Annotated in this window: 16 protein-coding genes and 1 tRNA gene; 8 read left to right on the top strand and 9 right to left on the bottom strand. The window is 65.6% G+C overall.

The window, feature by feature from the left end:
* Nucleotides 1-125: 125 nt before the first annotated feature.
* On the bottom strand, nt 126-1,337 hold the full coding sequence (locus DVB37_RS21160; RefSeq protein ID WP_046807928.1) for an MFS transporter: 1,212 nt from the start codon (nt 1,335-1,337) through the stop codon (nt 126-128).
* Nucleotides 1,338-1,693: 356 nt separating this feature from the next.
* On the opposite strand from DVB37_RS21160, the gene DVB37_RS21165 reads away from it, so the two are divergent.
* From DVB37_RS21165 to DVB37_RS21180, 4 genes are all read left to right on the top strand, one after another.
* Nucleotides 1,694-1,972 carry a DUF485 domain-containing protein gene (locus tag DVB37_RS21165; protein WP_162941345.1) on the top strand — a complete coding sequence of 93 codons (279 nt, stop codon included), beginning with the start codon at nt 1,694-1,696 and terminating at the stop codon, nt 1,970-1,972.
* Nucleotides 1,969-3,645, top strand: a complete 1,677-nt coding sequence (actP, locus tag DVB37_RS21170) for a cation/acetate symporter ActP (RefSeq protein ID WP_104144555.1) — start codon at nt 1,969-1,971, stop codon at nt 3,643-3,645. The genes DVB37_RS21165 and actP overlap by 4 nt, the downstream gene beginning before the upstream one ends.
* Before the next feature lie 112 nt (nt 3,646-3,757).
* Nucleotides 3,758-5,713, top strand: coding sequence for an acetate--CoA ligase (gene acs, locus DVB37_RS21175; RefSeq protein WP_120156698.1), 1,956 nt, complete (start codon nt 3,758-3,760; stop codon nt 5,711-5,713).
* Between the two features lie 7 nt (nt 5,714-5,720).
* On the top strand, nt 5,721-6,377 hold the full coding sequence (locus tag DVB37_RS21180; RefSeq protein ID WP_120156699.1) for a response regulator transcription factor: 657 nt from the start codon (nt 5,721-5,723) through the stop codon (nt 6,375-6,377).
* Here DVB37_RS21180 and DVB37_RS21185 read toward each other — a convergent pair.
* A complete protein-coding gene (locus tag DVB37_RS21185; protein WP_205571580.1) occupies nt 6,367-8,025 on the bottom strand; it encodes a PAS-domain containing protein in 1,659 nt (552 codons plus the stop codon). The genes DVB37_RS21180 and DVB37_RS21185 overlap by 11 nt on opposite strands.
* A 275-nt stretch (nt 8,026-8,300) precedes the next feature.
* On the opposite strand from DVB37_RS21185, the gene DVB37_RS21190 reads away from it, so the two are divergent.
* Together DVB37_RS21190 and pbpG are read left to right on the top strand one after the other, a co-directional pair.
* Nucleotides 8,301-8,375: transfer RNA gene (locus DVB37_RS21190), tRNA-Arg, on the top strand.
* A 310-nt stretch (nt 8,376-8,685) separates the two neighbouring features.
* Nucleotides 8,686-9,927: a D-alanyl-D-alanine endopeptidase gene (gene pbpG / locus DVB37_RS28800; protein ID WP_162941266.1), complete on the top strand. Its 1,242-nt coding sequence runs from the start codon at nt 8,686-8,688 to the stop codon at nt 9,925-9,927.
* Nucleotides 9,928-10,038: 111 nt separating this feature from the next.
* Here the strand turns inward: pbpG and DVB37_RS21205 are convergent, their stop codons facing one another.
* Entirely contained in the window at nt 10,039-10,428 is a 390-nt protein-coding gene (locus tag DVB37_RS21205) for a ribbon-helix-helix domain-containing protein (RefSeq protein WP_120156701.1), read from the bottom strand.
* Between the two features lie 300 nt (nt 10,429-10,728).
* Between DVB37_RS21205 and adhP the strand changes: the two genes are divergently transcribed.
* Nucleotides 10,729-11,754, top strand: coding sequence for an alcohol dehydrogenase AdhP (adhP, locus tag DVB37_RS21210; RefSeq protein ID WP_046804449.1), 1,026 nt, complete (start codon nt 10,729-10,731; stop codon nt 11,752-11,754).
* A 152-nt stretch (nt 11,755-11,906) separates the two neighbouring features.
* Here the strand turns inward: adhP and DVB37_RS21215 are convergent, their stop codons facing one another.
* The 4 genes from DVB37_RS21215 to DVB37_RS21230 all read right to left on the bottom strand — a co-directional run bounded on the left by DVB37_RS21215 (nt 11,907) and on the right by DVB37_RS21230 (nt 15,364).
* Nucleotides 11,907-12,485, bottom strand: a complete 579-nt coding sequence (locus DVB37_RS21215) for a DJ-1/PfpI family protein (RefSeq protein WP_046804448.1) — start codon at nt 12,483-12,485, stop codon at nt 11,907-11,909.
* A 166-nt stretch (nt 12,486-12,651) separates the two neighbouring features.
* Complete coding sequence (locus DVB37_RS21220; RefSeq protein ID WP_120156702.1) at nt 12,652-13,356, bottom strand: SDR family NAD(P)-dependent oxidoreductase; 705 nt, start codon at nt 13,354-13,356, stop codon at nt 12,652-12,654.
* Nucleotides 13,346-14,326 carry a tripartite tricarboxylate transporter substrate binding protein gene (locus tag DVB37_RS21225; RefSeq protein WP_120156703.1) on the bottom strand — a complete coding sequence of 327 codons (981 nt, stop codon included), beginning with the start codon at nt 14,324-14,326 and terminating at the stop codon, nt 13,346-13,348. Before DVB37_RS21225 ends, DVB37_RS21220 begins: the two co-directional genes overlap by 11 nt.
* Before the next feature lie 99 nt (nt 14,327-14,425).
* Complete coding sequence (locus tag DVB37_RS21230) at nt 14,426-15,364, bottom strand: dihydrodipicolinate synthase family protein (protein WP_120156704.1); 939 nt, start codon at nt 15,362-15,364, stop codon at nt 14,426-14,428.
* A 141-nt stretch (nt 15,365-15,505) separates the two neighbouring features.
* Here DVB37_RS21230 and DVB37_RS21235 point away from each other — a divergent pair, with 141 nt between their 5' ends.
* Nucleotides 15,506-16,399, top strand: coding sequence for a LysR family transcriptional regulator (locus tag DVB37_RS21235; protein WP_240433951.1), 894 nt, complete (start codon nt 15,506-15,508; stop codon nt 16,397-16,399).
* A 14-nt stretch (nt 16,400-16,413) separates the two neighbouring features.
* On the opposite strand, the gene ybaK is transcribed toward DVB37_RS21235, so the two are convergent.
* Nucleotides 16,414-16,902 carry a Cys-tRNA(Pro) deacylase gene (ybaK, locus tag DVB37_RS21240; protein WP_104144562.1) on the bottom strand — a complete coding sequence of 163 codons (489 nt, stop codon included), beginning with the start codon at nt 16,900-16,902 and terminating at the stop codon, nt 16,414-16,416.
* A 93-nt stretch (nt 16,903-16,995) separates the two neighbouring features.
* Nucleotides 16,996-17,979 carry a site-specific tyrosine recombinase XerD gene (gene xerD / locus DVB37_RS21245; RefSeq protein ID WP_120156706.1) on the bottom strand — a complete coding sequence of 328 codons (984 nt, stop codon included), beginning with the start codon at nt 17,977-17,979 and terminating at the stop codon, nt 16,996-16,998.
* Nucleotides 17,980-18,016 lie beyond the last annotated feature (37 nt).

Here is an 18,016-nt window from a genome sequence, read left to right on the forward strand (position 1 = left end):
ACGAAGGGGGCAGGCAAGCGTAACGGCGATTTTGGGCCGGTTTCGAAGCGGGTTAGAAACGGGTTAGAAGCCGTTTCGAAGCGGCTCCGAAGCGGCTCCGAACCGACGCCAGCCACCACGCCATCTCAGGCCGACACCGGGCGCGTCTCCACAGGCGTGACCGGCTGTTCGCGCACCGGCAGGCACAGCAGCGCGGCAATCACGGCAAGCGCCACGCCCAGCCACCAGACCATGTCGTAATTACCGGTCTTGGCGTACGCGTACCCGCCCAACCACACTCCGATAAAGCTGCCCAGCTGGTGGCCCAGGAACACGATGCCCGATAGCGTGGCGGCATAGCGCAGCCCGTAGATCTGCCCGATCAGCCCCTGGGTAAGCGGCACGGTGCCCAGCCAGAACAGACCCATCCACGCGGCGAACACGTACAGCACCCACGCCGACAGCGGCACCGCCAGCAACAGCAGGATGCCGAACGCGCGCATGAAATACACCACGGCAAGCAGCCGCTTCTTGCTGTATTTGCCGCCCAGCTTGCCCGCATAGAACGAGCCCAGCACATTGAACAGGCCGATCAACGCCACCGCCGTCGCGCCCTGCCCCGCCGTCAAGCCGCCATCCGTCACGTAGGCCGGCAAGTGCAGCGTGATGAACGCGGTGTGAAAGCCGCAGACAAAGTAGCTCCAGAACAGGAAGTGAAACGACGGATGGCGCACGGCCTGCCGCACCGCGGACGCCAGCGACTGCTGCGGCCCGGACTGCGCTTGCGGGCGCCCGCGCAGGTAATAGGCCAGCGGCGCGGCACAGGCCACGAACAGGGACAAGACCCACAACGCGCCGGGCCAGTCCATGCCGGTGATCAGCGCCTGCCCGGTCGGCACCACGGCAAACTGGCCCAAGGAGCCGCCCGCGCTGGCAATGCCCATGGCCGTGCTGCGGTAGGCCGCCGGCACCGCGCGCGCCACGACCGGCAGGATCACCGGAAACGTCGTGCCCGCCTGCCCCAGCCCGACCAGCACGCCGGCCGACAGGTACAAGGTGGTTTCATCGGTGGCGAAGCGGGTGCCGATCATGCCCAACATGTACAGCACGGCACCCAGCGCGATGGTGCGGCCCGAGCCGTAGCGGTCGGCCAGGATGCCCATGAAGATGCAGGCCACGCCCCAGACCAGGTTCTGTAGCGCGAAGGCCATGGAAAAGACATCGCGGCCCCAGCCGTGGGCCAGGCCCATCGGCTGCATGAACAGGCCGAAGGTGGCGCGCACGCCCATGGCAAGCAGCACCACCAGGGTGCCCAGGATCAGGGTGCGCGTGGAAATCGTATCGGTTTGCGTAGACATGAAACCCGTGTCTGGTTGTTGTGTGGGTTTGCGTCCCCTCCTCGGGACTCGGCAAACATCATATACAAGTCGCCGCGCGCCAAACCGTAATAGCCCTTCTGGCGAATCACGCTTTATGCCGCGCTGTCACTAGGGCCTACCCCGTACGACCAAGGTCGAGTGTCCGAGCCGGTGGTGCATCTCTATATTGGGCAGAGGCCCGCAAGGCATCGCTGCGCGGGCCGACCCGGATGCCTACACGCCGTCCGGCAATAACAACAAGGAGCCCGACCGTGCCCACCCCCGACCCCACCCCTGGCGCCACCCCCGCCACCTCAGCCACTCCCGCCACCCCCGCGACCATCACCGACGCCGTCATGCGCCATCCCAAATACCGGGAATTGTTGCGACGCCGCAGCCGCACCAGCCTGCTGTTCTTCGCCATCACCGCCGTCATCTACGCCGGCTTCATCCTGACGCTGGCATTCGACCCCGTCTTCTTCGGCAGCCCCGTGCCGGACATGACGATGAGCATCGGCGTGCTGACCGGCACGTTGGTCGTGTGCAGCGCCGTGGTGTTGATTTCCGCTTACGTGCATATCTCCAATTCCGTGTTCGACCCGCTGTTGGCCGCCATCATCAAGGACGTGTCATGAAAAACAAGAAACTGGGCGCCGCATTGATTTTCATATCGGGTTGCGCGCTGGCCGGATCGGCACGCGCCGCCACCACCGGCCAGGCCAGCATGTCCGCCATCGTCATGTTCCTGACGTTCATCGCGGGCACCATGGGCATCACCTATTGGGCCGCCAAGCGCACCCGCACCACGTCTGATTTCTACACCGCCGGCGGCGGCTTGTCGGGGTTTCAGAACGGGCTGGCCATCGCGGGCGACTACCTGTCCGCCGCCTCGTTCCTGGGCATCGCGGGCATGGTGTACGTCAGCGGCTTCGACGGCATGATCTACGCCATCGGCTTCTTGTTTGGCTGGCCCGTGGTCATGTTCCTGATCGCGGAACGGCTGCGCAACCTGGGCCGCTACAACTTCGCCGACGTGACCTCGTTCCGGCTGGCGCAAACGCCGATGCGAGTGCTGGCCGCCAGCGCATCGCTGCTGATCATCGCGCTGTACCTGATTGCGCAGATGGTGGGCGCGGGCAAGCTGATCGTGCTGCTGTTCGGGCTGGACTACAACGTGGCCGTGGTCATCGTCGGATCCCTGATGATGATCTACGTGGCCTTCGGCGGCATGACGGCCACCACCTGGGTGCAGATCATCAAGGCCGTGCTGATGCTGCTGGGCGCTACATTGATGACGGTGCTGGTCATGGCTGCGTTCAGCTACAGCCCCGACGCCTTGCTGGCCGAAGCCACGCGGGTGCACCCGTCCGGCCGCGAACTGCTGGCGCCGGGCGCGCAGGTCAGCAGCAACCCGCTTAACGCCTTGTCGCTGGGTATTGCGCTGGCGTTCGGCACGGCTGGCCTGCCGCATATCCTGATGCGATTCTTCACCGTGTCCAACGCGAAAGAAGCGCGCAAATCGGTCATCTACGCCAGCTCGTTCATCGGCTACTTCTACCTGCTGACGTTCATCATCGGCTTTGGCGCGGTGGCGTTGCTGGTGCGTCATCCCGAGTATTTCGTCACGGGAGCCGACGGGAAGTTCGACATGCTGAAAAGCCTGATCGGCGGCACCAACATGGTGGCGGTGCACCTGGCCAACGCCGTCGGCGGCAACCTGTTGCTGGGCTTTTTGGCGGCGGTAACCTTCGCCACCATCGTGGCGGTGGTGGCCGGGCTGGCGCTGGCCGGCGCGGCGGCCATTTCGCATGACCTGTACGCCAACGTCATTGCACGCGGCCGCGCCACTGAACGCCAGCAGATGCGCATTTCACGCTTGTCCACCATCGCGCTGGGCATCATGGCGATCTTGCTGGGCATCGTGTTTGAAAACCAGAACGTGGCCTTCATGGTGGGCCTGGCGTTCGCCATCGCGGCCAGCGCCAACTTCCCGGTGCTGGTGCTGTCCATTTCGTGGCGCGGCTGCACCACGCGCGGGGCCACCATCGGCGGCTTCCTGGGGCTGGCCAGCGCCACGCTGTGGGTCGTGCTAAGCGACACCGTCTGGGTCGATGTGTTCGGTTTCGCCACCCCCATCACGCCCTTTCCGAACCCCGGCATCCTGTCCATCCCGCTTGCGTTCTTCTCGATCTGGCTGTTTTCAAAGTTGGACAACAGCCCGCGCGCACAACAAGAAGCCGAGGCCTTCGACGCGCTGACCGTGCGCAGCCAGACGGGCATCGGCGCCACCACGGCGGTTGCGCATTGAACGCCGCGCATGAATACGGACATGAACATGAACATGAACATGAACATGAACATGAGCATGAACATGCACCGTGCCCGATAACGATCTGCCATCAACCGCCCCAGGAGCCCTAATGGAACCCATCCCCGATCGCTACCCCGTCCCGCAAGGGTTTGCCGGGCCGCAGACGGTGACGCAGGAGCAATACGCGCAGCAGTACGCGGCGTCCTTGCAAGACCCCGACGCGTTTTGGGCAAACGCCGCCAAGCGCTTGCAGTGGTATCAGGAACCCACCCAGATTCGCGACGTGGACTTGTCGGCCGATAACTTTCACATCCGCTGGTATGCCGATGGCGAGCTCAACGTCAGCGTCAACTGTCTGGACCGGCACCTGGAAGCGCGCGGCGACAAGGTCGCGCTGATCTGGGAATCCGATGACCCCGATCTGCCCTCGCAACGCATCACGTATCGCGAGCTTCACGCCAAGGTCTGCCAGATGGGCAACGCGCTTCGCCGCCAAGGCATCGGGCGGGGCGACCGCGTCACGATCTATCTGCCGATGATCGTCGAAACCGTCGTGGCGTTGCTGGCCTGCGCGCGCATCGGGGCCGTGCACAACGTGGTGTTCGGCGGTTTCGCGCCCGCTTCCATCGCGGACCGCGTGCGCAACTGCGGCGCTAAAGCCATCATCACCGCCGATAGCGGCCGTCGCGCGGGCCGCGGCATCCCCCTGAAAGACAACGTGGACGCCGCGCTGAACATGCCGGGCATGGAAGGCGTGCGCACCGTGCTGGTGGTGCCCCACGCCGGCACGCCGGTCACCATGACCGCCAACCGCGACCACTGGCTGGATCAGCTGATGCAAGCCGAGTCCACCGACTGCCCGCCCGAGCGCATGAACGCCGAGGACCCGCTGTTCATTCTGTACACGTCGGGCAGCACCGGCAAACCCAAGGGCATGCTGCACACCACGGGCGGTTATCTGGTCTACGCCGCCTACACGCACGCCGCCATCTTCGACATTCGCGACAGCGATGTCTTCTGGTGCACGGCCGACGTCGGCTGGATCACCGGCCACAGCTATCTGGTGTACGGCCCGCTGGCCAACGGCGCCACCACCGTCGTGTTCGAAGGCGTGCCCAGCTACCCGGACGCCTCGCGCTTCTGGCAGGTTATCGACAAGCATGCCGTGACCATCTTCTACACCGCTCCCACCGCCATCCGCGCCCTGATGCGCGAAGGCCCGGGCCCGGTGCTGCGCACGTCACGCCAGTCGTTGCGCTTGCTGGGCACCGTGGGCGAACCCATCAACCCCGAAGCCTGGCGCTGGTATCACGGCGTGGTGGGCGCGGGCCGTTGCCCCATCGTGGACACGTGGTGGCAGACCGAAACCGGCGGCATCCTGATTTCGCCGTTGCCCGGCGCCAAGGCCGCCAAACCCGGCGCGGCCGGCACGCCGTTCTTCGGCATCCGGCCCGAGCTTGTTGACGTCAAGACCGGCGCCATCATCGAGGGCGCCGGCGAGGGCAACCTGTTCATCCGCGACTCCTGGCCGGGGCAGGCGCGCACCGTGTACGGCGACGAACCGCGCTATATCCAGAGCTGCTTCAAGGATTACCCCGGCATGTACTTCACAGGCGACAGTTGCCGCCGCGACGAAGACGGCGACTACTGGATCACCGGGCGCGTGGACGATGTGCTTAACGTCAGCGGGCACCGCATCGGCACCGCCGAACTGGAAAGCGCGCTGGTGCTGCATCCCAAGGTGGCGGAGGCCGCGGCCGTGGGCTTCGCGCATGACATCAAGGGCCAGGGCATCTACGTGTATGTCACGCTGAAGGCGGGCGCGGAACCGTCCGATGCGCTGCGTCACGAACTGGTGGCGCACGTGCGCCGCGAGATCGGCCCCATCGCCACGCCCGACCATCTGCAATGGGCGCCCAGCCTGCCCAAGACGCGCTCGGGCAAGATCATGCGGCGCATCTTGCGCAAGATTGCCGAGAACTCCGTGGACGATCTGGGCGACATCACCACACTGGCCGATCCGTCGGTGGTGCAGGCGCTGGTCCGCGAACGGCGTGTGGCATGATCGGCCGATGCCTGTCCTGCTTATCGCCGATGACCACCCGCTGTTTCGTGAAGCCCTGCGTGGTGTGATCGGCCGGGTCTTTCCCGGCGCGGTCATCCACGAGGCCGACCAGGTCAGCGTGCTTTACGACCTGGTCGATTCCTGCCCCGACGCCGACCTGCTCTTGCTGGACCTGGACATGCCCGGCTCGTCGGGCCTGGGGCCGCTGAAGCAGTTGCGCGGCCAACATCCGCAACTGCCGATCGTCATTGTGTCGGCGCATGAAGATCCGCTGCTGATACGGCGGGCGCTGGATCACGGCGCGATGGGCTTCATCCCGAAATCATCCGATGCGCAAATGCTGCGCGCGGCCCTGATCCACGTGATGGACGGTGGCGCCTGGGTGCCAGGCGCCACCCCTGCCGCCAAGGCGTCGGCGGCACGCGAACCCATGATGGCGGCCAGCGTACGCGAACTGACGCCACAGCAGTTTCGCGTGTTGCAGATGGTGGGCGCCGGGCTGTTGAACAAACAGATCGCGCATGAATTGCAGGTGTCCGAAGCCACCATCAAGGCGCACATGACGGCCATCATGCGCAAGCTGCGCGTGTCCAACCGGACGCAGGCGGTATTGATCGCCGAACGCCTGGGGCTGGGCACCTGGCGTTGCGGCATCAAGGTTTGAGCGTGGCCTGAGCGCGCAGTTTTGCGGCCAGAAAGGCGCGCAGCGACGCGGGCTTGACGGGCTTGGCCAGCACCCGATAGCCGCGTAACCGCGCAGCCTGCTTCAAGGCGCTATCGCCATCCACCGACAGCAACGCGCCTCGTACGGACGGCGCGGCCGCGCGCAGCGCATCCAGGCTGTCCAGGCCGTCAAGGCGGTCGCGCAAGTGATAGTCCACCAGCAGCACGTGCGGTTGATGCCGCATCATCGACAGCGCCTCGTCCAGCGTGGCGGCGCACAGCACGCTGGCCTGCCAGCGGCCCAGCAGCGCCTGCATGCAGCCCAGCACGTCGGGGTCGCTATCCAGGCACAACACACGCAGGCCTTGTAGCGAGCCATGCGACAGCGGGCGTTCCAGGCGCGGCGGCGGCCCTTGCAGGCACGTGTTTGATCGCGGCACGCTGATCGAAAACACACTGCCGCGCCCAACGGCCGATCGCGCGTCCAGCGGATGCCCCAGCAGCGAGGCAAACCGCCGGCAGATGGACAGGCCCAGACCATACCCGCGAAGGGGCTCGTCCTGCTCCGGGGCGTGGCGCTGAAACTCGTCGTAGACGGTGCGTAGCTGGTGGGGCGCAATCCCCGGCCCGGTGTCCCAGACCTGCAAGCGCACGTGCCCGCCGCAGGGCCGCGCGCTTAACAGGATGCGGCCGCTGCGTGTGTAGCGCAGCGCATTGGCCAGGAAGTTCTGCAAGATGCGGCGCAACAGGCGCGGGTCGCTGCGCACCGGCAGCGGGCGCCTGGCATGCAGGCGCAATTGCAAGCCCGCCCGCAGCGCGACCAGGCCGTACTGGTCCGCCAGTTGGCGCAGCAGCGGTTCGACGTCGAAGTCGCAAGGCTCTGCCTGCAACATGCCGGCGTTCAAGCGCGACACATCGAGCAAGCCGTCAAGCAGCTCTTCGGCCGCGCGCAGTGACGTGTTGATCCGCCCGGCCAGGTAGCGCTGCGCCTCGGGCTCATGTTCCTCGTTCAGCGCCGACGCAAACAAGCGCGCCGCGTTGATCGGTTGCAGCACATCGTGACTTACCGCCGTCAGAAACTGCGTGCGTGACTGCTGCGCCGCCTCGATCTGGCGGGTGCGCGCGCTGACACGCCGCTCAAAGGTGTCATGGATGTCGCGCAGTTGAAGCTGCACGCGCTTGAAGTCGGTGATGTCGCGGTAGCTGGTGACGTAGCCGCCTCGCGGCAACGGCCGGCCCCGAAGCTCCACCACCCGCCCACACCGCAACGTGCGCTGGCCGCGATAGACGGTGCCCGCCCGCATGAAGCCGACCCGCTTGCGCACGACCGCTTCGATATCCAGCCCGGGGCCAGAGCCAAATTTGCCACGCCGCGCGTTGAAGCGGATCACGTCCGCGACGGGTCGGCCGACTTTGAGCAGGCCGTCCGGATAGTCAAAAAAACGTTGATATTGCCGATTCCACGCCACCAGCCGCATACGGGCATCCACCACGCTGACGCCCTGATCGATGCTGTCCAACGTGGCCAGCAGGTCGGGCACGCGGGGCAGCGCCCCCGCGCCGGGCCGAAAGCGTCCCGCCCACCTAAGCGCGGCAACCGCGAGCGGGGCAAGGGCGAACAAGGCAAGCGCAAGCCAGCCCAGCGTCATGGCGCAAGTCTCCTGCATAGGGGGCGGGCCGAGGGCGCAAGTTGTAATTGTGATGATGCCCGGCGGCGTTGCGCATTATGACGCGGGCGCGGCGGCGAACGCGCTCCGGGCTGACGTCTGGCCTGCAATATCAGACAAGTACGAAGCCGTCGGGCGGGCAAGCCCGCCATACCCTTTGCACCGGCCGCCGCCGGTGGCTGTACGCCGCTGAAGGCCCAAGGCAGTGATAAACTCTGGCCCGGTCGCCACCCCATGCGCGACCCCAGCCTGACCGTCTCGCCGTAGTTAAATGGATATAACCGGCCCCTCCTAAGGGTCAATTGGTGGTTCGATTCCACCCGGCGAGGCCACCCTCCGGCCTCGATTCCCACGCCAATTTGCTTCCCGCCATGCCACGCGTTCAGCCAGATGAGGGTTAATCCGGGCTACGCTCACGCGCCTTGCGCCGGTAGCTTCTCATGTCGCTCCTTGTGACGAATTGAATCTTCGTCAATACGTCACCGATATTTTTTTCGGGCAAGATGGCGAATCGCCTTGCGTGCAACTTGATGTGCTGTTTAAATTCGACGCGTAAGCCCCTAATTCATCTGGACTTTTCCTGAACCGACGTCACGCCGGCTTAAGAAATACTTTTTCACAGACTGACAAGCCTGCTCAACCATGGCATTTTCCTGGAAACGTGCAATTGCGAACGCGGTAGCGCCGGCGGCGCTGGCGCTGTGCGCGCTCCTGCCCCCCGCCGCGCAAGCCGCGAAAAATTCTGACCCTTGCAAGACCAACGCCAAATCGGCGGCTTGCAAGGCGCAACAAGCCAAGAAAGCGCCTGCTCCCAAGGCCAGCGCCGGCAAGACGTCGGCGGGCAAGCAAGCCGCGCCGAAGTCTTCGGCCTCTGCCAAGCAAGCCGCGCCCAAATCTTCGTCCACCGCCAAGAAAGCCCCGCCCAAGTCTGCGTCCACCGCCAAGAACGCCGCGCCCAAGGGCGGCAAGCAGGTGGCCGCCAAGGCCACGCCGCCTAAGAAAGGCGCCGCCACGGGCAAGAACGGCAAGCCGAACAAGCCCGGCCGCGCCCAGCGCCTGGCTGCGGCCGGGGCTGCGTCGGCAGCCATGCCGCCGCCCGCCTCGTCGGTACGCGCGGAAGCGGCGGCGCTGCGATCCAGCACCGCCTATGTGCAAGACCTGGAAACCTCGACCGTCCTTTTTGCGAAGAACGAAAACGTGGTGCGCCCCATCGCTTCCATTTCGAAGCTGATGACCGCCGTGGTCGTGGTGGACGCCAACTTGCCGATGGATGAAATGCTTGAGATCACCGACGACGACGTCGATGGCCTGAAGCACACGACGTCGCGTCTGCGCGTGGGCACCAAGCTGTCGCGCGGCGACATGCTGCACTTGGCGCTGATGTCTTCCGAGAACCGCGCCGCCAACGCGCTGGGCCGCCATTACCCGGGCGGCCTGCCCGCGTTCGTGGCCGCCATGAACGCCAAGGCGCAATCGTTGGGCATGACCAGCACGCGCTTTATCGAGCCCACCGGCCTGTCCAGCAACAACGTGTCGTCGCCGCACGATCTGGCCCGCCTGCTGCGCGCGGCCTCGCAGCGGCCGTTGATTCACCGCTACTCGACCGATACCGAGTACGAAGTTGAAATCAACAACCGCACGCAGACCTTCCGCAACACGAACCTGCTGGTGCGCAAACCCGACTGGGACATCAAGGTGTCCAAGACCGGCTACATCAACGAAGCCGGCGAATGCCTGGTGATGCTGGCTCGCATCAATGGCCGCGACCTGGCCATCGTGCTGCTGGATTCGCAGGGCAAGCTGTCACGGATTGGCGATGCGGTGCGCATCCGCCGTATCGTGCAGAACGAAGTGGCGCTGGCGTCGATTCAACCGGGTGGCTGAACGCCTGACCCGCTAAGCGCTGCGCAATGAAAAGGCCCGATCTGATCGGGCCTTTTCTTTTGGATGCGCGGCGCTTGAATGCGCTACGTTCGCCGGCGCAATTCGGTCTTGCTACGCGGCGGCGCGGCGTTTGGGGCGCAGCGGCTCAGCGTCGTACATGGAAGCGGGCAGGCCTTGCAGCACGGCTTGCGGGTTCAGCGATTGGATCGGCACGGCCGCGTCGCGCGGAATTCGGCCATCGGCTTGCAGCAGTTGATAACGCAGGCAGCACACGCGCAGGAACGACGTGAAGTTGGCGGCTTCGCCCCGATATTCGACCAGTTCGTCGTACAGGCGCTCGATCAGTTGCGTAACGCGCATGCCGTCGCGCCCCGCGATTTCTTCCAGGGTTTGCCAGAACAGCCGTTCCAGTCGCAAGCTGGTTGCCACGCCGTGCAGGCGCAAAGACCGGGTTTCGGGCGCGTACGACTGCTCGCTTGCGCGGATGAAGATTTCACACATGGGGGGCTCCTGCAAGGTCGGCGCGCCATGCCAAACAGCGCGCCTGCGGTGGACCACTGTACGACGTTTGGCGCGGCGGCTGCAAGATGCCACGCCGCCGCCATGCGCCGCGCCCTGCCCCGTCCCGTTAACCCTTGAATACGCGGCCCGCGACCCCGGCATTTTTGGGGGCCGGAGTCTAACGATTCTGCAACGACACGTTTCCTATCGCCTTCCATCAACTACGGGTTGATATAAATCATGGATTAAAAGCTGTCCGCGTTCGAGCATGGTGAAACAGACCTGACTTCGGAGGTAGAGATGGATAAAACCATGAAGGCCGCAGTAGCGCGCGCATTTGGTGAACCCCTGGTGATCGAGGAAGTCGCGGTGCCGCGACCCGGGCCGGGCGAATTGCTGGTCAAGATCGAGGCCTGCGGGGTTTGTCATACCGACCTGCATGCCGTGCAGGGCGACTGGCCCGTCAAACCCAACCCGCCCTTCATTCCCGGCCACGAAGGCGTCGGCCACGTGGTGGCGGTGGGCGCGGGCGTGACCCATGTGAAAGAAGGCGATCGCGTCGGCATCCCGTGGCTGTATTCCGCTTGCGGCCATTGCGAACATTGCCTGGGCGGCTGGGAAACCCTGTGCGAACAGCAACAGAACGCCGGCTACTCCGTCAACGGCGGCTTCGCGGAATACGCGCTGGCCGCCGCCGACTACGTGGGGCTGCTGCCCAAGAACGTTGGCTTCATCGACATTGCTCCCGTGCTGTGCGCGGGGGTGACCGTCTACAAAGGCTTGAAGATGACGGACACGCGGCCCGGCAACTGGGTCGTGATTTCGGGCGTGGGCGGGCTGGGCCACATGGCCGTGCAATACGCCCGCGCAATGGGCCTGAACGTGGCCGCCGTGGACATCGACGACGCCAAGCTGGATCTGGCTCGCCGCCTGGGCGCCGAAGTCACCGTCAATGCCCGGACGACAGACCCGGCGGCTTACCTGAAGCGTGAAATTGGCGGCGCCCATGGCGCGCTGATCACCGCCGTGTCGCCCAAGGCTTTCGAACAGGCGCTGGGCATGGTGCGGCGCGGCGGCACCGTGGCGCTGAACGGCTTGCCACCGGGCGACTTCCCGCTGTCCATCTTCGACATGGTGCTCAACGGCGTGACCGTGCGCGGTTCCATCGTGGGTTCGCGCTTGGACTTGCAGGAATCGCTGCAATTCGCCGAAGAGGGCAAGGTCCGCGCGACCGTCTCCACGGACCGGCTGGAGAACATCAACAGCGTGTTCGACCGCATGAAGCAAGGGCAGATCGAAGGCCGCGTCGTGCTGGACTTTGCCTGACCCGACCTGACGGGATCGGTTGAACACAAGGGCTTTCGGGGCGTGATCCCGTGATCCCGTGATCCCGTGATCGCTTGATGGCTTGATGGCTTGAACGCAACGGCTCCCCGGGGCACTCCCATGCCCCGGGGAGCCGTTGCGCGCTCGTCGCGTCAGTGCGTGATCTTCGTGCCCAGCACCGCCAGGAACTGCGACAGCCATGCCGGATGCGCGGGCCACGCGGGCGCGGTCACCAGGTTGCCGTCGGTATAGGCCTGGTCGATGCCGATCTCGGCATAGGTGCCGCCCGCCAGACGCACTTCCGGTGCGCACGCCGGGTACGCCGAGCAGGTGCGGCCTTTCAGGATGCCGGCAGCGGCCAGCAACTGCGCGCCATGGCACACGGCAGCGATCGGCTTTCCGGCTTGATCGAAATAACGCACGATCTCCAATACCTTTTCGTTCAAGCGCAGGTATTCCGGTGCGCGGCCGCCCGGAATGACCAGGCCGTCATACGACGCCGGTTCGACGCGGGCAAAATCAAAATTCAGCGCAAAGTTGTGGCCGCGCTTTTCGCTGTAGGTTTGGGCGCCTTCGAAGTCGTGGATGGCGGTGGCAATGGTGTCGCCCGCTTTCTTGTCCGGGCAGACCGCGTGCACGGTGTGCCCCACGGCCAGCAGCGTCTGGAACGGCACCATGGTTTCGTAGTCTTCGGCGTAATCGCCGACCAGCATCAACAGTCTTTTGCTCATGGAAGTCTCCTTGGGATGAGGGCAGCCGGTTGCGCGCCCAGCGTGGTGGGGCCCGGTTCTTGATGTTGTAGCGGCCATTGTGCCCCCGCCGCGAAGACGGATGGTGGTAATGGGATACCACGCGCGGCAGGCAAGCGTGGTATCCCGCGCAGTGCCGCAAAGGCGTTCAGCGCGGCAGCGATGCGCCGCCGCAGATCGCGATGTCCTGGCCGGTGATCGCCGCCGCCTCGCGCGACATCAGAAAGTGCACCAATGCCGCGATTTCGTCGGGCTGGATCAGCCGCCCGATCGGCGGCATGCGCGGCGCGCTGGCCGCGCGCGCCGGGTCATCCAGCATGGCCGTCTGCGTGGCGGCCGGCGACACCACGTTCACCGTCACGCCCTGCGGCGCCAGCTCGGCGGCCCAGCTGCGCGCCAATGCCACCAGCGCGGCCTTGGACGCGGCGTACTGGCTGCGACCCGCCATGCCCTGCGCCACGCGGCTGCCGATCAGCACCACACGGCCATCACCGCGCGCGGCCATCTCGGGCGTCAGGATCTGCGCCAGGCGAACGGCGACATCCACGTGCAGCTTCCACATGCGCTCGCCGTCGGCCGGGTCCATCAGCGCCAGGGGCCCGACCCGCAATATGCCCGCGGCATGAACAAGCGCGCGCGCATCCTTGAGCGTATCCAGCACGCGCCGCGTTGCAGCCTCGTCGCACAGGTCGACCGTAATGTGGCGATAGGCATCGTGCCGCGCCACGGCCGGCCCGATGTCCAGGCCCGCCACCTGCCACCCCGCCGTCAGCAGATGCTGCACGATGGCAAGCCCGATGCCGCCCGTGGCGCCCGTCACCACGGCCAGGCCGGCGCTGCGTTCATTCGACATGAATGCGCCCCTCTTGCACGATCTTGAGCGAGCGCGCCATGTCGTCTTTCTGGAATTGCGCGAACGCACCGGCGGACCCCGGCGTCAAGGTCACCCCCAGCTGTTCGTACTTGGCCGTCATGCCCGAGGACAGGGCCTTGTTGACCTCGGCGTTCAACTTCTCGACAACGGGGGCGGGCGTGCCGGCCGGCGCCCACAGCCCGTACCAGCTATAGAACTGATAACCCGGCAAGATTTCGCTGACGGTGGGCACGTCGGGCAGGTTGGGCAAGCGCGCCTCGGACGTCACGGCCAGTATCTTCAGCATGCCGCTTTTGTAGTACGACACCGCGCCCAGCACGGGGTCGATGAAGCCGTCAATACGCCCGCCCACCAGATCTTGCAGCGCGGGCGACGTGCCGCGATACGGGATCACCGTGTAGTCCAGGCCGCCTTGGCGCTTGAGCAGTTCTGTAGCCAGATGGCCGGCCGACCCGATCGAGCCCACGGCAAAAGTCAGGCGGCCCGGGTTCTGCTTGGCATACGTCAGCAGGCCGGCCAGGTCCGTTACCGGCAGATCTTTTTTCACGGACAGGGACAACGGCGCCTTGCCCGCCAGGGCCACGGGCACAAAATTCTTGTCGACGTCGTAAGGCACCGACTTCATCGTCATCGGCGCCGTCGTGAAGGTCGACGCGTTAAATAGCAGGGTGTAGCCATCGGCCGGCGACTTGGCCACCACGTCGGCGCCGATGATGCCGTTGCCGCCCGAGCGGTTTTCCACGATGAAGGTTTGCCCCGTCTGCTCACTGAGCTTCTGGGCAAGATCGCGGCCCAGCATGTCCAGCGTGCCGCCAGGCGGAAAGGGAATCACAAACCGGACCTGATGCGACGGGTAGCTGTTCTGGGCCTGGGCCAGACTATGCACCCCGCCGCCGGCAAGACCGACGCACAGCGCAACCAGGCCGCGCAACACGATTCTTTTTTGCATGATTTGTCTCCTCTTATTGATGATCCGTTGCGGCATCGTGCGGCGGTATGGCCCCAAGGCCATCCGCCTGCTTGCGTGCCGCCACGCGCGCAATCGGTGCTAGCGCGCCAGCAACTTCGCGTTCGACAGCGCCGCGCGCAGTGCGTCCATGTCGGCGTCGCCGGGCGCCTCGGTGGGCGGGCGCACGGTGGCGTTGTCCAGCACTCCGGCCAGGTACATGCCGGCCTTCATGCGGGCATGCGCCTCGCCAGTGGGCTCGCCGCCGCCGTAGACCGCATCTTTCAGCGGCGTGATCAGCGCCTGCACCTGCTGGGCGCGCTTCAGGTCGCCCGCCTTGACGGCTTCCCACAGGTCGATGATGAGTTGCGGGATGAAGGTGGCGAAGCCGACCAGCGCGCCGTCCACGCCCTGCACCATCGAGGCCAGCAGGTATTCGTCGTGGCAGGTCAGGATGGCCTTGGACGCATCCGCGTCGCGCAGCGCCTGGATGTCGCGGGCATATTTGTTCATGTCGCGCTGGCCCACCTTGAACGCCTGCACGTACGGCAGGCGGGCCAGGTCCGCCAGCAGCTGCGACGAATACGAGGCGCGCGTCCACGCGGGATATACGTGGCACACCAGGTCCAGGTCGGGCGCGGCGCGGTGTATGGCGTCGAAATAATCCAGCGCGTGCCCGGGCGTGAAGCCAAAGCGCAGCCAGTGATGAGGCGGCATGACGTCCAATGCGGCGGCGCCCGCTTCCCGCGCGGCGCGGGCATGTTCCGTGGCCTCGGCAATGCCTTCGCACACAATCGACGAAATCACCGGCAGCTTGCCGCGCAGCTCGTCGGCCACGATACGGGTGACCTGCGTGCGTTCGGACGGGGTCAGGGAAAACACCTCGCCGGTGTGGCCGTTGGTCATGACGGCAACCACGCCATCATGGCCGGCCAGCCACGACGCCAGGCGGCGAAGCGCGGGTTCGTCGATGCGGTGGTCGGCGGTAAAGGGGCAGGAAATTGCCGGGATGATGCCGCGGTAATTCGAGATGGAAGCCATGCTGCGTCTCCGTATCTTGTACGTGTTGGAATGGCTTTATGATCGCGGTAGCCCCTTGCGGCCGTCCAATACTCGAATTGCATAGAATTATTTTTGCTGCGGCGCACACACCTCATGGGACCCGGAAATCGACCTTTGGACATGAATTGGCTGGAGGACTTTTGCGCCCTGGCCGAGACAGGCAGTTTTTCGCGCGCGGCGGACGCGCGCGCCATCGCACAACCGGCATTCAGCCGACACATTCGCGCGCTGGAAGAATGGGTGGGCGCCGACCTGTTCGACCGCAGCACCCACCCCACCGAGCTGACCGCGGCGGGCCAGAAATTCCTGCCGCTGCTCAAGCAGGTGATGGCCGACCTGGGGGCCGCGCGCATCAAGGCCATGGCCGCCCACGCGCAGCACGGCGCCAGCCTGCGCTTTGCCGCGACGCATCTGCTGGCGTTGTCGTTCTTCCCCAAATGGCTGACGCGGCTGGAAACCAGGATGGAAGTCGGCGCCATCCAGATGATGTCCGACAGTTTCCAGGCCTGCGAAGACCTGATGGCGCAGCGTCGCGTGCAGTTCCTGCTGTGCCACCGTCATCCTCAGGTAGCCAGCCGGCTGGATGAATTCGCCTATCCCAAGGTGTGCCTGGGTACCGACGTGCTGGTGCCCGTCAGTGCGCCGGCCTCGGACGCCAAGGGCGAACCGACACACCGCCTGGATGGCGACGACGCGGTGCCGTTCCTGGCCTATGGGTCCACATCAGGACTGGGCCGCATCGTGGCCAGCCAATTGCGATACAAGCCAATGCACGCTGACCGCATTCAGACCAGCTTTGTCGGACCGCACGCCACGCTGCTGCGGTCCATGGCGATCCAGGGCCGCGGCATCGCGTGGCTGCCGGACATGCTGGTGCATGAAGACTTGCAAGACGGCAAGCTGGTCCGCGCCGGGGGACCGGAATGGGACATCCCGCTTGAGATCTGCCTCTTCAGGCAACCGAGCGACATGGCGCCGGTTGCCGAAAACTTGTGGGCGCTGGTCAGCGCCTGAGCCGCACGGCCGCCTTATTCCAACGCCACCGACACCGGCTTTGCGCCCAGCACCGTGACCAGCACGTTGGGGTCGATGCCGATCAGGTAGCCGCGCCTGCCGCCGTTGATATAGACGACCGGGTACGTCAGCACATCGGCTTCGACCCACACCGGCATTTTCTTGCGCGTGCCGAAGGGCGACGTGCCGCCCACCTGGTAACCGGAATGCCGCTGCGCCACCTCGGGCTTGCAGGGCTCGACCTTTTTCAGGCCGGCCTGACGCGCCAGGTTCTTCGTGGAGACCTCGCGGTCGCCGTGCATCACCACGATCAAGGGCTTGGCCGATTCGTCTTCCATCACCAAGGTCTTGACGACGGCATGCGGGTCCAGGCCCAGCTGGCGCGCGGCCTCACCGGCACCGCCATGGTCGACGTAGTCGTAGGTGTGCTCGGTGTAAGGCACCTTGTGCTGCTTGAGGAGCTGGGTGGCGGGGGTTTCCGAAACGTGGCGGGCTTTGCTCATGGATAGGCCGGGTCGAGATGGGGAAGAAGAGGAACAAGAGCAGGGCTAAAAACAAGGCTAAATACAAGGCAAAGAACGGGCGTCCGCCGGTGGCTATCCGCGCGGGTGGTGGGCGGCGTGCAGCGCCTTGAGGCGCTCGCGTGCCACGTGCGTGTAGATCTGCGTGGTGGAAATATCGGCGTGGCCCAGCAGCATCTGCACCACGCGCAGGTCTGCGCCATGGTTCAGCAGATGCGTGGCAAAGGCGTGGCGCAGCACGTGCGGGGATAGCGGTGCGTGGATGTCGGCCAGCAACGCGTATTTTTTCACCAACTGCCAGAACGCTTGCCGCGACATGGCTTCGGCGCGGCCGGTAATGAACAGCGCGTCGCTCTGCCGGCCCGCCGCCAGTTCGGGGCGCGCCGTCTTCATGTACTGGTCGATCCAGTGGGCGGCCTCGGCGCCCAGCGGCACCAGGCGGTCCTTGCCGCCCTTGCCCAGCACCACGCGCACCACGCCTTCGTTCAGGCTGACATCCAGGGCGCGCACGCCCACCAGTTCGGACACGCGCAGGCCGGTGGCATACAGCGTTTCCAGCATGGCGCGGTCGCGCAGGCCGCGTGGTTGCGTGGCATCCGGTGCGCGCAGCAACGCATCCACCTGTTGTTCAGACAGCGTCTTGGGCAGGCGCGGCGGCTGCTTGGCGGCAATCAGGGTCAGGCAGGGATCGCGTTCGGCGCGATGCTCGCGCAGCGCCCAGGCGAAAAAGCGCCGCAGCGCGGCCAGCCGGCGGTTGGCGGTGGTGGCGCGGGTTTCTTCGTGGCGGAAGGCGAACCAGGCTTCGATGTCGGCCTTGTCGGCCTTGGACAGCGGCTTGGCTTGCCCGACGGGCAACGCGTGCGCGCCGGCCGCATCGCCATAGCGGTCGGCCATTTCTCGGGCGTACGCTTCGGGGTCTTCCAGCCAGCGGGCGAAACCCGTCAGGTCGCGGCGATAGGCGGCCAGCGTGTTGGCGGACAAGCCGTCTTCAAGCCACACGGCGTCGATGAAGGCGTCGATATCGGCTTGGGAAGCTAAGGGCGGGCGGGAAGTCGACATAGGGATGCGGCATTCTAGAACGTTCGGAAGACGGCGG

It is taken from the genome of Achromobacter sp. B7 (genome assembly GCF_003600685.1).
In the GTDB taxonomy this organism is placed as follows: Bacteria; Pseudomonadota; Gammaproteobacteria; order Burkholderiales; family Burkholderiaceae_B; genus Achromobacter; species Achromobacter spanius_B.